Annotated in this window: 14 protein-coding genes; 7 read left to right on the top strand and 7 right to left on the bottom strand. The window is 42.8% G+C overall.

Annotated elements, in window-relative coordinates:
• The first annotated feature begins 1 nt into the window (after window position 1).
• The 4 genes from FMM05_RS18335 (at window position 2) to purD (ending at window position 5,126) form a co-directional block, all read left to right on the top strand.
• A complete protein-coding gene (locus FMM05_RS18335; RefSeq protein WP_143374883.1) occupies window positions 2-1,114 on the top strand; it encodes a DUF1972 domain-containing protein in 1,113 nt (370 codons plus the stop codon).
• Window positions 1,050-2,387, top strand: a complete 1,338-nt coding sequence (locus FMM05_RS18330) for an O-antigen ligase family protein (RefSeq protein ID WP_143374882.1) — start codon at window positions 1,050-1,052, stop codon at window positions 2,385-2,387. Before FMM05_RS18335 ends, FMM05_RS18330 begins: the two co-directional genes overlap by 65 nt.
• 66 nt (window positions 2,388-2,453) lie before the next feature.
• The gene (locus tag FMM05_RS18325; RefSeq protein ID WP_143374881.1) at window positions 2,454-3,821 is read left to right on the top strand and encodes an undecaprenyl-phosphate glucose phosphotransferase; all 1,368 of its coding nucleotides are present in this window, start codon (window positions 2,454-2,456) and stop codon (window positions 3,819-3,821) included.
• Between the two features lie 33 nt (window positions 3,822-3,854).
• Window positions 3,855-5,126 carry a phosphoribosylamine--glycine ligase gene (gene purD / locus FMM05_RS18320; protein WP_143374880.1) on the top strand — a complete coding sequence of 424 codons (1,272 nt, stop codon included), beginning with the start codon at window positions 3,855-3,857 and terminating at the stop codon, window positions 5,124-5,126.
• Here the strand turns inward: purD and FMM05_RS18315 are convergent.
• Window positions 5,121-5,351, bottom strand: coding sequence for a DUF6341 family protein (locus FMM05_RS18315; protein WP_143374879.1), 231 nt, complete (start codon window positions 5,349-5,351; stop codon window positions 5,121-5,123). The two genes, purD and FMM05_RS18315, sit on opposite strands and share 6 nt — an antisense overlap.
• 48 nt (window positions 5,352-5,399) lie before the next feature.
• Here FMM05_RS18315 and FMM05_RS18310 point away from each other — a divergent pair, with 48 nt between their 5' ends.
• The 3 genes from FMM05_RS18310 to FMM05_RS18300 all read left to right on the top strand — a co-directional run bounded on the left by FMM05_RS18310 (window position 5,400) and on the right by FMM05_RS18300 (window position 8,106).
• Complete coding sequence (locus FMM05_RS18310; RefSeq protein WP_143374878.1) at window positions 5,400-6,329, top strand: DUF6427 family protein; 930 nt, start codon at window positions 5,400-5,402, stop codon at window positions 6,327-6,329.
• A 109-nt stretch (window positions 6,330-6,438) separates the two neighbouring features.
• Complete coding sequence (locus FMM05_RS18305; protein WP_143374877.1) at window positions 6,439-7,044, top strand: DUF4254 domain-containing protein; 606 nt, start codon at window positions 6,439-6,441, stop codon at window positions 7,042-7,044.
• A gap of 6 nt (window positions 7,045-7,050) precedes the next feature.
• A complete protein-coding gene (locus tag FMM05_RS18300; RefSeq protein ID WP_143374876.1) occupies window positions 7,051-8,106 on the top strand; it encodes a glycosyltransferase family 9 protein in 1,056 nt (351 codons plus the stop codon).
• Between the two features lie 70 nt (window positions 8,107-8,176).
• Here FMM05_RS18300 and FMM05_RS18295 read toward each other — a convergent pair whose 3' ends face one another.
• The 6 genes from FMM05_RS18295 to trhO all read right to left on the bottom strand — a co-directional run bounded on the left by FMM05_RS18295 (window position 8,177) and on the right by trhO (window position 15,726).
• Window positions 8,177-8,836 (bottom strand): 3-oxoacid CoA-transferase subunit B, encoded by a 660-nt coding sequence (locus FMM05_RS18295; RefSeq protein ID WP_143374875.1) that lies wholly within the window; start codon window positions 8,834-8,836, stop codon window positions 8,177-8,179.
• Window positions 8,837-8,914: 78 nt separating this feature from the next.
• Window positions 8,915-9,613: a CoA transferase subunit A gene (locus tag FMM05_RS18290; RefSeq protein ID WP_143374874.1), complete on the bottom strand. Its 699-nt coding sequence runs from the start codon at window positions 9,611-9,613 to the stop codon at window positions 8,915-8,917.
• Window positions 9,614-9,680: 67 nt separating this feature from the next.
• On the bottom strand, window positions 9,681-12,002 hold the full coding sequence (locus FMM05_RS18285) for a penicillin-binding protein 1A (RefSeq protein ID WP_143374873.1): 2,322 nt from the start codon (window positions 12,000-12,002) through the stop codon (window positions 9,681-9,683).
• Between the two features lie 9 nt (window positions 12,003-12,011).
• Complete coding sequence (locus tag FMM05_RS18280) at window positions 12,012-12,503, bottom strand: gliding motility lipoprotein GldH (protein ID WP_143374872.1); 492 nt, start codon at window positions 12,501-12,503, stop codon at window positions 12,012-12,014.
• On the bottom strand, window positions 12,484-13,968 hold the full coding sequence (locus FMM05_RS18275; RefSeq protein WP_143374871.1) for a PSP1 domain-containing protein: 1,485 nt from the start codon (window positions 13,966-13,968) through the stop codon (window positions 12,484-12,486). Before FMM05_RS18275 ends, FMM05_RS18280 begins: the two co-directional genes overlap by 20 nt.
• A 402-nt stretch (window positions 13,969-14,370) precedes the next feature.
• The gene (gene trhO, locus FMM05_RS18270; RefSeq protein ID WP_143374870.1) at window positions 14,371-15,726 is read right to left on the bottom strand and encodes an oxygen-dependent tRNA uridine(34) hydroxylase TrhO; all 1,356 of its coding nucleotides are present in this window, start codon (window positions 15,724-15,726) and stop codon (window positions 14,371-14,373) included.
• Window positions 15,727-16,252 lie beyond the last annotated feature (526 nt).

The raw sequence follows: 16,252 nt of genomic DNA, 5'->3' as shown, positions 1-16,252 counted from the left end.
AATGAAGATAGCTATTGTAGGGACCCGTGGTATACCTAACCATTATAGTGGTTTTGAGCAGTTTGCCGAATATTTCTCGGTATACCTTGCCGATAAGGGGCACAATGTGTACGTTTATAACTCACACAACCATCTATATCAGGAAAAAACCTTTAAGGGGGTTAACCTTATCCATAAATACGATCCGGAATACAAGCTTGGTACTTTTGGACAGTTTATCTATGATTATAATTGCATTAAAGACTCACACAAGCACAATTTTGACGTAATACTGCAATTGGGATATACCAGTAATTCGGTTTGGTATTTTTTACTGCCTAAAAAGCCGGTAATTATTACTAATATGGATGGCCTGGAGTGGAAACGCTCTAAATATTCTAAACCCGTACAAAAGTTTTTAAAATTTGCCGAAAAGCTTGCTGCTAACAGCAGCGATTTTCTTGTTGCCGATTCATTGGGCATACAATCGTTCCTTAAAAAGAAATATAATAAAGATTCGCAGTACATACCGTATGGGGCACATCCGTTTACCAACCCCGACGATGCTATTTTAAAGGAATACGGCGTAGAAAAAGGCAACTATAACATGATTATTGCCCGTTTTGAGCCTGAGAATAATATAGATATGGTATTGCAGGGCGTAGTAGAGGGTAACGACCCTACACCTTTTCTTGTGGTGGGCAACCATACCACAAAATATGGCGAATACCTAAAAGCCAAATACGCAGCTAATACCAATATTAAGTTTACCGGCGGGATATTTAACATAGGCTACTTAAACAACCTTCGCTATTACAGCAAGTTGTATTTCCACGGGCATTCGGTAGGGGGTACCAACCCGTCTTTGCTGGAGGCTATGGCATCTAATGCGTTTATTATAGCTCATAATAACGATTTTAATAAAGCGATCTTAAAAGATAACGCTTACTATTTTGCAAACCCTCAGGAGGCAGCGCATCTGCTCACTACCCTTAAAAAGGAAGAGAACCTGCAAAAGGTAGAGAATAATTACAATGCAATAGTTCACGACTTTAACTGGGATAAGATTAATGGCGAATATTTACAATTTTTCGAGCAATGCGTTACTCAAAAGAATAGGCCTGTCTCCGGGTAAAAAGCTTTTGGTGTTTTTATTATCGCTTGTTGTTGTTACCATACCCATGGGTTATGTGTACAACAGCATTTCTATAATCTTTTTTGTGCTGTACTCTATACTTGCGGCACATAAATCTAACTACAGTGCACGTGTGGCCTTGCTGCTTCCGGTGTTGTTGTTTTTGCTCATGGTTATATCGCTGTCCTGGTCTATAAACTTTAAAGAGTCGTTAAAGGCACTGGGTAAAGAGTCGGCGCTGATATTCATTCCCGTAGCATTTTATTTAAACCGCAGCCTTGCTAAAAGGAGCGTGAGCGATGTACTTAAAAACTATGGTATCTGTATGTGCCTTTTTGCCGTTTACTTTGTAATTCGGGCCATTATACGGTATGCAGACACTGGTAATATAGAGGTGTTTTTTTACCATGAACTGGCCACCCAAAAGCTTAATGCCATTTACCTATCAGTATTGCTTTCGCTCGCCTTGTTTGTGTTTATTGATAAAAAAGATAAAACGTTTTGGGGCTATGGTGCATCGCTGTTTTTGCTTGTAGTAATATTTTTATTATCCAGCAAAAACATCATTATAATAGATGTACTACTCATAATGTGCTATTACCTGTTTTATTCCGGCCTGAGCCGTAAAACAATTATAGCAACTGTTGGGGTAATAAGCATAATGGTACTTGGCTTGGGTTATTATGGTAAAATATACGACCGGCTGCAACACGAAATGGTTGCTCCGGAGCAGGTAGATACCTCAGACGGGATTCACCACGTAACTATTGCCGAAGCCTGGCAAAGGCCTAAATTTGCGGCTAATTACTACTTTAACGGTACCGCATTTAGGGCCTACCAAATTAGGATTTTTACAGAAATGCTAAGGGAAGAGCCTATATTTTTTACAGGTTACGGCATTAACGCATCCGAAATTAAAGTAATAAATAAAGGTATAGAGCACTCACTTGACCATAAAAATGGAGAAAATGAAAGTTATAACCAGCTTAATTTTCATAATCAGTATATAGAGGCTTTTGCTGATTTGGGCATTTTTGGTTTGGTCCTTGTCCTTACAATGGCACTGCTCAATCTTATTAACGGTATAAGGCATAAATATTTTATTCATATTGCTTTCGCTGTACTTATGATAAGCTTATTTTTGACGGAATCATTTTTATGGCGCCAAAGGGGGGTAGTATTTTTCACGGTATTTTATTGCCTGTTTAACGATCTGCGGCCTTTTACCAGCCGGATCCCAACAATTTCACGCAACAGGGAGCAGGCAATATAGCCTGTAACCAAGCGTTTAAAACTATAAATAAGAAAGCAACAGCGTTTTCAACGCAATACATATTACATGATTTTATCGGCAAGAGAAGGTTATTCTAAATACTTAAAGCTCATCAATATATCTTTCGATATTTTGATCATAACAGTGCTGTTCCCTGTTTTCTTTGTAAACCTGGGCCTTAACAATCTGCATTTTGGGGCGTATCAGTTTGTTGCGTGGAGCATTATTGCTTATTTTTCAGGATTTTACGAAGTTTACCGTTATACTCCCGTGCAGCAGTTGCTCTCTAAGCTTTTTAAGCAGGGGCTGTTGTTCCTGCTTGTAGTAATCGCTTTTTTTCCGTTTGCAAAAACCACAGTGTTTAGCGGTGCGGCAACGGCAAAATACATGGTTGCTATATTTGTGGCCATAGGCCTTTTTAAGCTTTTACTGTTTTATTATTTAAAGCAATACCGTATAACTACAGGCAGTAACTTTCGTAATGCCATTATTATAGGTTATACTCCCGAATCATTACAGCTAAGGGAATTCTTTGAGCAAAAAGCAGAGTATGGTTACCGTTTCTTTGGGTTCTTTTCTGACAAGGTAACTAACCCGGATGTAAAAGGATCTGTTGCCCACATCCCTCAGTTTGTTAGGGATAATGCCATTGATGAGATTTACTGCTCATTAAACGAGATGAGCAATGCAGAGCTTAAAGAGTTGGTAGACTTTGCCGATTCGGAAGGTAAGGTCATTAAATTTATCCCGGATGCTAAAGAGATATTCTCTAAAAACCTGCGTATAGACTATTACGAATTTTTCCCGGTACTATCCCTTAGAAAGACCGCGCTGCACGAGCCGCCGGAGCAAATTATAAAACGAGGTTTCGATATCCTGTTCTCGCTTTTGGTAATAATTTTAGTATTGTCGTGGCTGGTACCGCTTATGGGATTACTTATAAAGCTGGAATCTAAAGGACCTGTGTTTTTTATGCAAAGCAGGCCCGGGGTTAACGAAAAAGAGTTTTTTTGCTACAAGTTCCGCTCTATGCAGGTTAACAATACTACCGATACATCGGCCACTAAAAACGACCCGCGCGTTACACGTATAGGTAAATTCATCCGTAAAACCAGTTTAGACGAGATGCCGCAGTTTTTAAACGTGTTTAAGGGCGAAATGTCGGTCGTGGGGCCAAGGCCTCACTTATGGTCGCAAAACAAGGCGTATGGCGAGGCGGTAAACAAATATATGGTGCGCCTTTACGTTCGTCCGGGTATTACCGGCCTTGCACAGGTTAAGGGATTTAGGGGTGAGATAACCACGCCCGAAGACATGATAAACCGCATTAGGTATGATGTGTTTTACATAGAGAACTGGTCGCTTTTATTCGATTTAAAAATAATTATACAAACCGTGGTTAACATATTTATGGGTGAAGAAAAAGCCTATTAATATGTACCTTTGCCACAAACAAATTATATTACAATGACTATTTTACTTTTAGGATCAGGAGGAAGAGAGCATGCACTGGCATGGAAAATGTTACAAAGCCCACTGTGCGGAAAACTGTTTGTAGCACCGGGTAATGCCGGTACTGCTGCCATAGCGCACAATGTAAACATAAGCCCCACCGATTTTGATGCCATTAAGCAGCACGTGCTTGCCAATGGTGTAAACATGGTTGTTGTAGGCCCCGAAGACCCGTTGGTTAAAGGTGTGTATGACTTTTTTAAAAACGACCCGGAGTTAAAAGATATCCCCGTTATTGGCCCGTCGCAGCATGGTGCGCAATTAGAGGGCAGCAAGGAATTTGCTAAAAAGTTCCTTATCAAAAATAATATCCCAACGGCAGCCTATGACAGCTTTACCAAAGAAACGGTAGAAGAAGGCTGTAAGTTCCTGGAAACGCTTAAAGCGCCGTATGTGCTTAAAGCAGATGGACTGGCGGCAGGAAAGGGCGTTTTAATACTAAACAGCCTTGAGGAAGCCCAGGATGAGCTTAGGAGCATGCTTGTAGATGCAAAATTTGGCGATGCAAGTGCTAAAGTGGTTATAGAGGAGTTTTTAGATGGTATAGAGCTTAGCTGCTTTGTACTTACTGATGGCAAAAGCTATAAGATACTGCCAACGGCTAAAGACTACAAGCGTATAGGCGAAGGCGATGCCGGCCTTAATACAGGCGGTATGGGTGCGGTTTCCCCGGTTCCGTTTGCAGATGCCGAATTTATGCAAAAGATCGAGGAGCGCGTGGTAAAACCGACTATAGCAGGCCTTAAAAATGATAACATAGAGTACAAAGGCTTTGTATTCATAGGTCTTATAAAAGTGGGTAACGACCCGTTTGTAATAGAGTACAACGTGCGTATGGGCGACCCGGAAACTGAGGTTGTTATACCAAGGCTGGAAAGCGACCTTGTAGAATTGTTTGTAGCCGTAGCTAACAGTAAGTTAGATGAGGCTACACTAACCATAGACCCAAGGAGCGCTGCTACGGTTATGATGGTTTCGGGCGGATACCCGGAGGATTATGAAAAAGGTAAGGTAATTACCGGCCTTGAAAATGTAGAGGGTTCTATTGCGTTTCATGCAGGCACTACCCTTAAAGACGGGCAGGCAGTAACAGCCGGTGGGCGAGTTATAGCGGTAACATCATACGGAAATGACTTTAAAGAGGCCATAAAAAAATCTTACCAAAACATAGATAAACTAAATTTTGATAAGATGTATTTTAGAAAAGATATCGGCTTCGACTTATGATAAGAACGAGTGAGCCGTAGTATCCTGGTCGTCTTCGTGGTTTGCTTTAAAGATCTGTAACTGTTTCATCCAGTATACAAAGGCTACACAGCAAATGATAATAAAGATCCATGTAAGGATGTTCGCGGTCCACCAGTTTTCCAGTTCCAGTTTGCGGAAAAAATCCAAAGGGATAAAAAGGAAATCAGTAAAGAGTGACCCTATAGCTTCAAAAAATGCTTTCATTTTTAGACAAGTGTTATATTTACAGTCACAAAAATATAAAATAATACCATGTTAGCAAGTATTTTTAGTAAAACAAGGCCCATAAATTATGTTTTGCTTGGCGGCGTCCTTGTTTTATTCTATGCCTTGCACATGCTACAAGACCAAAGCTGGCTGGGATCGTACACTACAATAGGGTTAAAAGTTACCCTGCTGCTGCTTCTTGCCGGTACGCTGTTCTTAACGGGTTTTATAACGTTAAAGAATACGCTTACCAAAACCAACAGTTACGCGCTACTGCTATTTTTGCTTTTTCAGGTATTGTTTCCCAGTACATTAAGTAATGTAAATGTAATTATAGCCAACTTTTTTTTGTTGTTGGCGCTGCGCAGGCTTATCTCCCTCCAATCGCTGGTAACGCCTAAAGAAAAGATATTTGATGCCTCTTTCTGGATCTTTGCTGCGGCACTTTTTCACTTTTGGTGCATCATCTACATTATTTTGGTTTTTATCTCGGTAGTATTTCACGTATCGCGCGATTACCGCAATTGGATCATCCCTTTTATAGCCTTTTTTGCGGTAGGCATCATTTATTTTATGCTGGGCCTTATGGTAGGGCACGAATTTTTTGACCATATTATAGAGGAGCTTACCCCAAGTTTTGACTTCACGTATTTTGAGAATATTTACCAGAATATAGCGCTTGCCATTTATGCTGCCATTGCTGCATTATTTGTAGCGCCCTACGTGATATCTATACCCAACAAGCCGCTGAATTTGCAGTCATCGCACAAAAAAATACTATTCTCGTTTTTTATAGGGGTGGGCATTTATGTGCTTTCGGCCAATAAAAACAACAGTTTTTTAGCCTTTACCTTTGCGCCAATGGCAATTATGGGTGCCAATTACCTGGAAAGCCAGGATAACATTTGGGTGCGCGAAATTGCTGCCGCGCTTATAGCCGTTATAGCTGTCCTTATATTTGTAATGCAGCTGTAATTTTAAGATTTTCATTATTTTAAGTGCAACAACCCATCGGCATTTTGCCAAAAAAAATGTGTTGGGAGGTTAAAACTATTAAAACTATATTTGTAAAAATTTATTCATTATGTTTTCAGGTATCGCATTCCCTATTTTTGAGCAAAGCATTAACGACTATCACCAGTATGACAGCGTAGACCAGCCTATTAATAACCCTTTTCGTAAAGATAAAATAGAGCATTTGCTTTATGCAAAAAATTGGGTAGATACCGTGCAGTGGCATTATGAGGATATCATCCGTAACCCGGAGATAGACCCTATTGAGGCCCTTGTACTAAAGCGTAAAATTGATGCTTCTAACCAGGTGCGTACTGATATGGTAGAGTACATAGACAGCTATTTTTTAGACAAATACAAAGACATTGCCGTTAAAGATGGCGCTAAAATAAATTCAGAGAGCCCTGCCTGGGCTTTAGACCGCCTGTCTATACTGGCGCTTAAAATTTATCACATGAACGAAGAGGCTACCCGCCCGGATGCCTCGCCGGAACACCGTGCAAAATGCAACGAAAAGCTGGCTGTTTTGCTGGAGCAGAAAAAAGACCTTAGCACTGCTATTGATGACCTTTTATCGGACATCGAAAATGGCGAGAAGTTCATGAAGGTGTACAAGCAAATGAAAATGTATAACGACGAGGAACTTAACCCCGTTTTATATCAAAATAAAAAGTAAGCCCGGATGTCATCGGGTAAAAAGCACAGGCATATATTGGTAATACGGCTTTCGGCCATGGGCGATGTTGCCATGACGGTACCCGTACTGCGCGCTTTAACGCAGCAGCACCCCAATGTAAAAGTTACGGTGGTGTCGCGTGGGCTTTTCAGGGCTTTTTTTGAAGGCATCCCTAACGTATACTTTTTTGAACCCGACCTGAAACGCAGGCACAAGGGTTTGCTGGGTATCTTAAGGCTCTACAAGGATCTTAGGAGGCTACATGTACATGCCGTAGCCGATCTTCACAACGTATTGCGTTCCCGTATTATAACCTTTTTATTTTCGCTACGAGGCAAGAAAACGGCAACAACCAATAAATTCCGTAAAGAGCGGGCACAGCTTACGGCACTTAAGGCCGACAAGATTATCAGTCCGTTACCACCGGTTACAGAGCGCCATGCCGAAGTGTTTGTACAACTGGGTTTCCCGATAGATGTTAATGCAGCGCCATTCGCACCAAAGCAGCCGCTTACCGAAGACATTACCGATGTTACAGGCCCTAAAAACGGCACGTGGATAGGCATTGCGCCCTTTGCACAGCATAGGGGCAAGGTATACCCTAAAGACCTTATGCAGCAGGTTATAAATGGCCTGGCGGCAGAAGCAAATACAACGCTTTTTCTTTTCGGGTCGGGCAGGCAGGAGGCGAAATTGTTAGACGAATATGCCCAACAGCCCAATATTAAAGTTGTAGCAGGAGCAAGGCTTATTTTAAGGCAGGAACTTAAACTTATAAGCCACTTAAACCTGATGCTGAGCATGGACAGCAGCAATGCACACATGGCAGCCATGTTGGGTGTACCTGTTGTTACCCTTTGGGGGGCTACCCACCCGTATGCGGGCTTTGCACCGTTTAAACAGCCTTTAGAAAATGCCTTAACCGCCAACAGGGAGCAATATCCCATGCTGCCTACCTCTATCTACGGAAATAAAATTATAGAAGGCTATGAGGATGCTATACGCAGCATCAGCCCACAAGCCGTTATTGATAAGATAAACGAGATTGTAAAGGCTGAGTAAATAAAAAACCTGTAAAGCCTAAGTCTTACAGGTTATATTATTAAGACGCATTGAACGCGTTTTGATTGCTTTAATCAATAACCATCTCAGGAATCTCTCCTTCAATGATAAGGTTACCTTCGGTAGCTTTTATAATATCTTCAACAGTTACACCGGGAGCGCGCTCTAATAATTTAAAACCCTCGGGTACAATTTCTAAAACAGCCAGTTCGGTCACAACCTTTTTAACGCAGCCTACGCCCGTTAACGGCAGCGTGCAACGCTTTAGTAGTTTAGATTCGCCTGCTTTGTTTACATGCATCATGGCCACGATAATATTCTCTGCCGAGGCCACAAGATCCATCGCACCGCCCATGCCTTTAACCATTTTGCCCGGTATCTTCCAGTTGGCAATATCGCCGTTCTCAGCAACTTCCATCGCACCAAGAATTGTAAGGTCTACATGCTGGCCGCGTATCATCCCAAAGCTCAGCGCCGAATCAAAAAATGAGGCACCCGCCATAGTAGTTATGGTTTGCTTGCCGGCATTAATTACATCGGCATCTTCCTCACCCTCAAAAGGGAAAGGCCCCATACCCAGTACGCCGTTCTCACTCTGAAATTCAACCGAAATATCTTCCCTTACGTAATTGGCAACCAGTGTAGGTATACCAATACCAAGGTTAACAAAATAACCGTCTTTTACTTCTTTTGCTATTCTTTTAGCTATATCTTCTTTGCCTAATGCCATATATAGTTGATTTGGTTATTTGGCAATTTGGTTATTTGGGGTCGCCCCTTCAAATCAACAAATTACCGAATTAACGAATTATCTTTTTCTCACTGTTCTCTGTTCAATACGCTTTTCATACTTCTCTCCCTGAAAGATCCTTTTTACAAAAATTCCGGGAATATGTACTTGGTTAGGGTCTAACGTTCCGGCAGGAACCAGTTCTTCAACCTCTGCTACGGTAATGGCAGCAGCACCGGCCATACACGAGTTAAAGTTACGCGCAGTACCCTTAAAGATAAGGTTACCGGCCTCATCGCCTTTCCAGGCTTTTACAATGGCAAAATCGGCTTTATAAGCCTCTTCCATTATATGCATCTTACCGTTAAACTCACGGGCTTCTTTACCCTCGGCAACCTCGGTGCCATAACCGGCAGGCGTATAAAATGCAGGGATACCCGCCTGTGCAGCGCGGCATTTTTCGGCCAGTGTGCCTTGGGGGGTAAGCTCTACTTCGAGCTCGCCGCTAAGCATCTGGCGCTCAAATTCGGCATTTTCACCCACGTAAGATGAGATCATTTTTTTAATCTGCTTTTTTTGCAGCAGCAGTCCCAGCCCAAAATCATCTACACCGGCATTGTTGCTGATACAGGTAAGATCTGACACGCCTTTAGTAACCAGTTCGGCAATACTGTTCTCCGGTATGCCGCACAGGCCAAAACCGCCCAGCATAATGGTCATACCGCTTTTTATATCGCTAAGCGCTTCGCTAACGTTATTTACTTTTTTATTAATCATACAATTAATTTTAGTTTTCGCGTATAAATATATAAAAAAACACCTTCAATTGAAGGTGTTTTTAGTATTATAATCCAAATTCGTCGCCTATATCTAAACTGTCAACTGCCGTAGTATCTTTAACCGGCGGTTTCCAGCAGTCTACTTTAATAGACAGGTTTGCCGGTCGCTCAAAAGGTTTTTCTGAAACTTTAAACACCATGCTGTCGTCATCATATATCTTGCGCATATAAATACCCCATATAGGCAGCGCCATTGTAGCGCCCTGCCCGTAAATAAGGCCTTTAAAGTGTGCCGACCTATCTTCGTTACCTACCCAGATACCTGTACAAAGGTTAGGTACCATACCTACAAACCAACCGTCGCTCTGGTTTTGTGTAGTACCGGTTTTACCGGCAATAGGATTTACTATTTTATACGGATAGCCCGTCATACGGTTATAGCCCGTACCGCCGCCCCCGCCCCACTTAAGTCTGGCGCCAGATCCTGTTTCGGTAACGCCCTCAAGCAGTTTCACTACAGCGTAGGCAATATCCTTGCTTATAACCTCGTGGGTTTCGGGAGCACTATGAAAAAGCACTACACCGTTCTTATCTTCTATTTTTGTAATGATTATTGGCTTAACATACATACCCTGGTTAGCAAAGGTACTATAGGCCGCAACCATCTCGCTTACGGTAATATCGGCACTACCCAGCGCGATAGATGGCTGCTCTGGTATTTTACTGGTTATGCCCAGCTTATGTGCCATATCTACCACAGCTTTAGGGCCTACCCTGTCTATAAGCTTGGCCGATACGGTATTAATAGAGTTGGCAAGCGCCTGCTTAAGTGTAACCATGCCCCTATACTGGCCATTAGAGTTTTGAGGGTTCCAGTCGGCATCAATGCCAAATTTACCTTTAGGCATGCTAAAAGGCTCATCGCGAATAGAGTCGCATGGCGAAAGGTGCAAGTGCTCTATAGCCGTAGCATATACAAACGGCTTAAAGGTAGAGCCCACCTGGCGTGCGCCCTGTAATACGTGGTCGTACTGAAAATGTTTATAGTTGATACCGCCTACCCATGCTTTTACAAAGCCGGTTTGCGGCTCCATGCTCATAACCCCTGTTTGAAGGAAGTTTTTATAATAACGGATAGAATCCAATGGTGTCATTAGTGTATCGCGTTCACCTTTCCAGGTAAAAACAGTCATCTCTGCTTTCTTTTTAAACGATGCCTTTATTTCGCTTTCGCTTTTGCCCTGACCATCCATTATCCTCCAGCGCTCACTGGTGCGCATGGCCCTGTCTAATATTTTATTGGTTTCAGCTTCAGATATATTTACAAAAGGTGCATTGGTATTTTTCTTTTGCTGGATAAAAAACTCTTCCTGAAGGTTAGCAAGGTGCGCCTGTACCGCCTCTTCGGCATACATTTGCATTTTAGAATCGATAGTGGTATAGATCTTTAAACCGTCGCGGTAAATATCATAATCGCTGCCATCTTCTTTAGGATTTTCTTTTACCCATTTATCCATAAAGCCCCTTAGGTACTCCCTAAAATAGGTAGCAATACCTTCTTTGTGGCTTTCGGGAGAAAAATGAAGCTTAACCGGCTCCTTAGCCAGTTTTTCTTTTTCGGCCTCCTCAAGCTTGCCGTTCTTAACCATCTGGCTTAAAACGGTGTTCCTGCGGTTAAATACCAGTTCTTTTTTAGAGGCCCTGTTAGGGTTAAAATACGATGGATTTTTAAGCATTCCTACCAATACGGCAGCTTCTTCTACCTTAAGGTCTTTGGGCTCTTTGCCAAAATATATTTTTGATGCCGAACGTATACCCACGGCATTATTTACAAAATCTACCGTGTTAAGGTACATTGCAATAATTTCTTCTTTAGTATACTGGCGCTCCAGGCGTATGGCAATTATCCATTCCTTTGCTTTTTGCACCACACGCATTATAAGGTTTTTAGACCCCTCACCGTGAAAAAGGTTCTTGGCAAGCTGTTGTGTAATGGTACTTGCACCACCGCTTGTACCAAGGGTTGCCACCGCACGCAGTGTACCCCTCGTATCAATACCCGAGTGGTCGTAAAAACGCTCATCCTCTGTAGCTATAAGTGCATCTACCAAATGCTTGGGTAAATCGGCATATTTTATGGGTGTACGGTTTTCAAGGTAAAATTTGCCCAGGGTTTGCCCGTCAGACGAGATAATTTCGGTAGCCTGGTTAGAGTTTGGATTCTCCAGTGTTTCAAAATCGGGCATTTTCCCAAAAACGCCCCAAGAAGCTAAAAGAAAGAACAGGATAACCGCGAAAAAGCCTATCCCAAAGATCTTCCAAAACTTTCGTACGTAGCCTGAGTATTGATTTGCAGATGTTGTATTGCTATTTTTTTTTACTGCCATGATATTCTTTTATTCTTTTGATTCGATCCTTAAACCTACTTCGGTAACTCCATCAAGCTCCTGTATCCCGGTAACATTACCCGCCTGCCTTACAGCCTGCTGAATGCTAACTGTGTACTTACCCGCCTTTGGGAAATTTACGTTTTCCTTATACCACAGGGCACTTTCTTTTACATCGCTAAAGCCTTCTCCCATAAGGGTACCATCCGGGTTTGCCATTTGGTACTCCAGCGTGTCTACCTTAACAAGTTTCGTGCCCGGCTGTTGCAGCTGTACTATCAAAAACAGGTTATTATACGGGTAACTGTTGGTATTGCGCATGGTTACAAACATATTGTAGCGCGATACCGTATCTTTTTGCTCAAAAGAAAACGTTACAACACTATCCTTATTCCATTTGCCGTTAAACTCCTTATATTCATCAAAAAAGCGATGCTCATCGCAGGAGCTCAGTAAAAAAAGTAAGCCAAGTGCCAGCAGGCTATTTTTTATCATTACCATTTTTATCGTTTGATGGATTTTGATTTGGGTTCTGATTAGGATTTATCCTCTTATTATTAAAGTTCTTTTTGGTGCCGCCATTAGTGTTAGCACCTGTGTTAGTGCCACCTTCCGGGTTAGGGTTGGTAGTAGGCTTGCGCTCGCCTACCTGCCTTGGAGGGCGGTTATTAGCAGGCCTTGGGGCATTAGTATTAGCCTGTTTTGATGCAGCATTGCCTTCAGCTGGCTTAACACCACCGGTATTTGGCGTAATTACCATTTTAGCTTTTGGTGCTGTACCTGTTGCTGCCTGACCAGCCGGATTTGCATTGTTAGCCTCAGTAACTCTGGGCTTTTTATTTTTGTTCGGCCTCTTTTTGTTCGATTTCTTAGGAGCATCAAAACGGGTAAGACTGTCCTGCCCTACTGCATTCTGGAAGTTTTTCTCCGGAGTTTCGTCGGCTGCTTCAACAGCATAATCTTCTAACGATGATACACGCTCTTTTTGCTTGTTAAGCGCTACCATTTCTTTAACCTGTGCAGCCTCTATAATATGCCAGTGGGCCATATCATTAGTATAAGCAAACCACATGATCCCTTTAAAAATGTCTACTTTCTGGCAGAAAGCATCGCCTTTATCGGTATATATTTTGGTATCCATATCCGGCAGGCCTTTAAGCGCATCCAGATAGGTATCTAATTCGTAGTTAAGGCAGCATTTAAGTTTACCACACTGTCCTGCAAGCTTTTGCGGATTAAGCGATAACTGCTGGTAACGTGCTGCGCTGGTATTAACGCTCCTAAAATCGGTAAGCCAGGTACTGCAGCACAATTCGCGGCCGCATGAGCCTATACCACCAAGGCGCGAAGCTTCCTGGCGGAAACCCACCTGTTTCATCTCGATACGGATGCTGAACTCACGGGCAAAATCTTTAATAAGCTGCCTAAAGTCAACACGGTCATTTGCAGTATAGTAAAATGTAGCTTTAGAGCCATCTCCCTGATATTCAATATCAGATATTTTCATTTCCAGGTTAAGGCGTATGGCAATCTCACGCGCTACCACCTTCATAGGCTCTTCTTTAGCACGGGCATCGCTCCAGATGTCAATATCTTTTTGCGAAGCCTTGCGGTATATTTTACCAAGCTCGGCATTAGGCTTAACGCCTTTTTTCTTCATTTGTATTTTTACAAGCTCGCCTGTAAGGGTAACAATACCAATATCATGGCCCGGTGCAGCCTCAACAGCAACAATGTCGCCAATGCTAAGGGTTACGGTTTCTGCATTGCGGTAAAATTCTTTACGCCCGTTTTTAAAACGCACTTCAACACCATCAAAAGGTGCCTCGCCACCCGGCAGGCTCATGTTAGAAAGCCAGTCGAATACCGTAAGCTTATTGCAGCTATCGGTACCGCAGGTCCCATTATTTTTACATCCCCTCGGGGTCCCGTCTTTGGATCCCGTAGAACAGTTGGTACATGCCATAGTTTATGTAGATATATATAGATCGTGGCTTAGCCACTACGATTCTAATGTTAGTAAAACGTTTTGCGGGTAAAGATAGTATTTTTTTGCGGGATTGGTGCAAAATCCACAGGCCTGACCGCCAGCCCCTCACCAAATGAAACGGAAGTAAGCAATCTGCTATGAGTGAGCAGGCTTGAGTGGAGCTAAGGCCTTAAACTTCGTTGCGTTAAGCAAATCAGGAGCTTAGGCGTTAAGAACGATTTGGTGTTTGAGCGCCGCGAGTTCAAATCGTTTAGCCAAAGTTCCTGATTTGTAGCATAAGAAGTTCGAGCCTTGAATTTTTGTTTCTTTTGTTTCAAGACAAAAGAAAATAAAAAACCTGCACGATGGCAGGTTTCTAAATTATTAAGGAACAAGTAATTACCCCAATATTTTAAACAATTTATCAGACAACCTGATGCGGAACGGCAGGTTAAACGTAACCTTATCACCTGCTATAGCTACAGTACCATCCTGACCGTTTACACGAAGTGCTTCAACGGTAAGTTGCTCTTCACCAGTACTTGGGCCCGAGATTAATATGCGGTCGCCAACGGTTAGCTCGCCATTCTCTATAGTAAACTGGCCAACGCCCGCCTTAGGGTAGTAGTGCTCGCCCCTACCTATAAGCACCTTTTTAATTCGCTGCCTTGGTGCGGTTTTGACTTTAGTTGCAACAGCCAGAGGCACATCGGTAAGTTCGCCCGACTTTTTAAAGGCCAGTTTTTCCGACTTCCCTTTACGGAAGATCATGTTGCCCTTCATAATGCCACGGCGCAGTTCTTTCTGTTTATCCTCCGGTAACTGAATGATTTCCAAACACTCAGAAGAGCAGGTATTATGCATGCTTTCCTTACATTCATCACATTGAATGAACAGCAGGTGGCAGGCCTCATTAGCGCAGTTGGTGTGGTTGTCGCAGGGTTTGCCGCATTGGTGGCATTGGGCCACAATATCATCGGTAATGCGCTCGCCAAGGCGGGCGTCAAACACAAAATTCTTACCTATAAACTTGCTTTCCAGGCCTTCAGCTTTTACCTGGCGGGTGTATTCTATAATGCCACCCTCCAGCTGGTACACGTTTTTAAAGCCCTTGTGCTTAAAGAATGCCGATGCTTTCTCGCACCTAATGCCTCCGGTACAGTACATTAGCAGGTTTTTGTCTTCCTTATGGTCGGCGAGTTGATTCTCTATAATGGGTAACGACTCCCTAAACGTCTCAACATCAGGGGTTACCGCGTTACGGAAATGCCCTATTTCGCTCTCGTAATGGTTCCTGAAATCTACCACAATGGTGTTGGGGTCTTCCAGCATTTGGTTAAAGTCCTTGGCACCCAGGTGAATACCTTTGTTAGTCACGTCAAACGAGGCATCGTCAAGGCCATCGGCAACGATCTTGTCGCGGACTTTGATAGTTAGCTTCAGGAATGACAGGTCGTCGTGCTCTACGGCAACATTCAGGCGGATATCTTTAAGAAAATCAATCGTATCTAAATGATCCTTAAAGGTATAGAAGTTATCAGCCGGTAACGAAAGCTGGGCGTTAATGCCCTCTTTGGCCACGTATATCCTCCCTAAAACCTCTAAAGGGTTCCAGGCAAGGAAAAGGCTATCGCGAAATTGTTTAGGATCAGGTAGTTGGGTGTAGGCATAGAAAGAAAGCGTAAGGCGCTGTTTACCGGACTGCTCTATAAGTTCGGCTCTTTCTTCTGCGCTTAAAGTGTTGAACAGTTGCATGCTATACAAGTTTAAGTGAGATTTTTCAGTATGTTTTGGCTCCTGTTGGCGGAACCGCTGCAAAAGTAATAATTTTTATGGTTTAGATGGTGCCTGATATTTCACTTTTGGTAAAAAAACGCGGTTTTTGACACCTGAAGCGTTATTTTGTAAATCAGGGAGCGACACTTTTGCGGCTCAAAATCGCTGTAAAACGCCCAAAAAGGCTTAATATTTCACTTTCGGACTTTGAGTTACGCTAACTATGTCAAAAACCGGAGTGTCGGGGTTGCTATGGGGTGAAATATTTAAAAAGTAAAACCTCACCCCCAACCCCTCTCCGAAGGAGAGGGGGGTAGCTACACTTAAATGTTCATCGCATTGAAAATTTACAACACATAATCCGAACTGTACCCGTTCCTGGCTCCCCTCTCCTTCGGAGAGGGGTTGGGGGGTGAGGTCGTCTATTGTATTATTCTCCATAAAATATCAGAGAGGTGTGAGGCCTGCTCCTTAACTCTCCCATAACTCCCAACTCTATTTTTAT

This window comes from Flavobacterium zepuense, assembly GCF_007097145.1.
In the GTDB taxonomy this organism is placed as follows: domain Bacteria; phylum Bacteroidota; class Bacteroidia; order Flavobacteriales; family Flavobacteriaceae; genus Flavobacterium; species Flavobacterium zepuense.
Note: the sequence above shows the minus strand (reverse complement) of the source record. Positions and strands in the feature narration are given on the sequence as shown.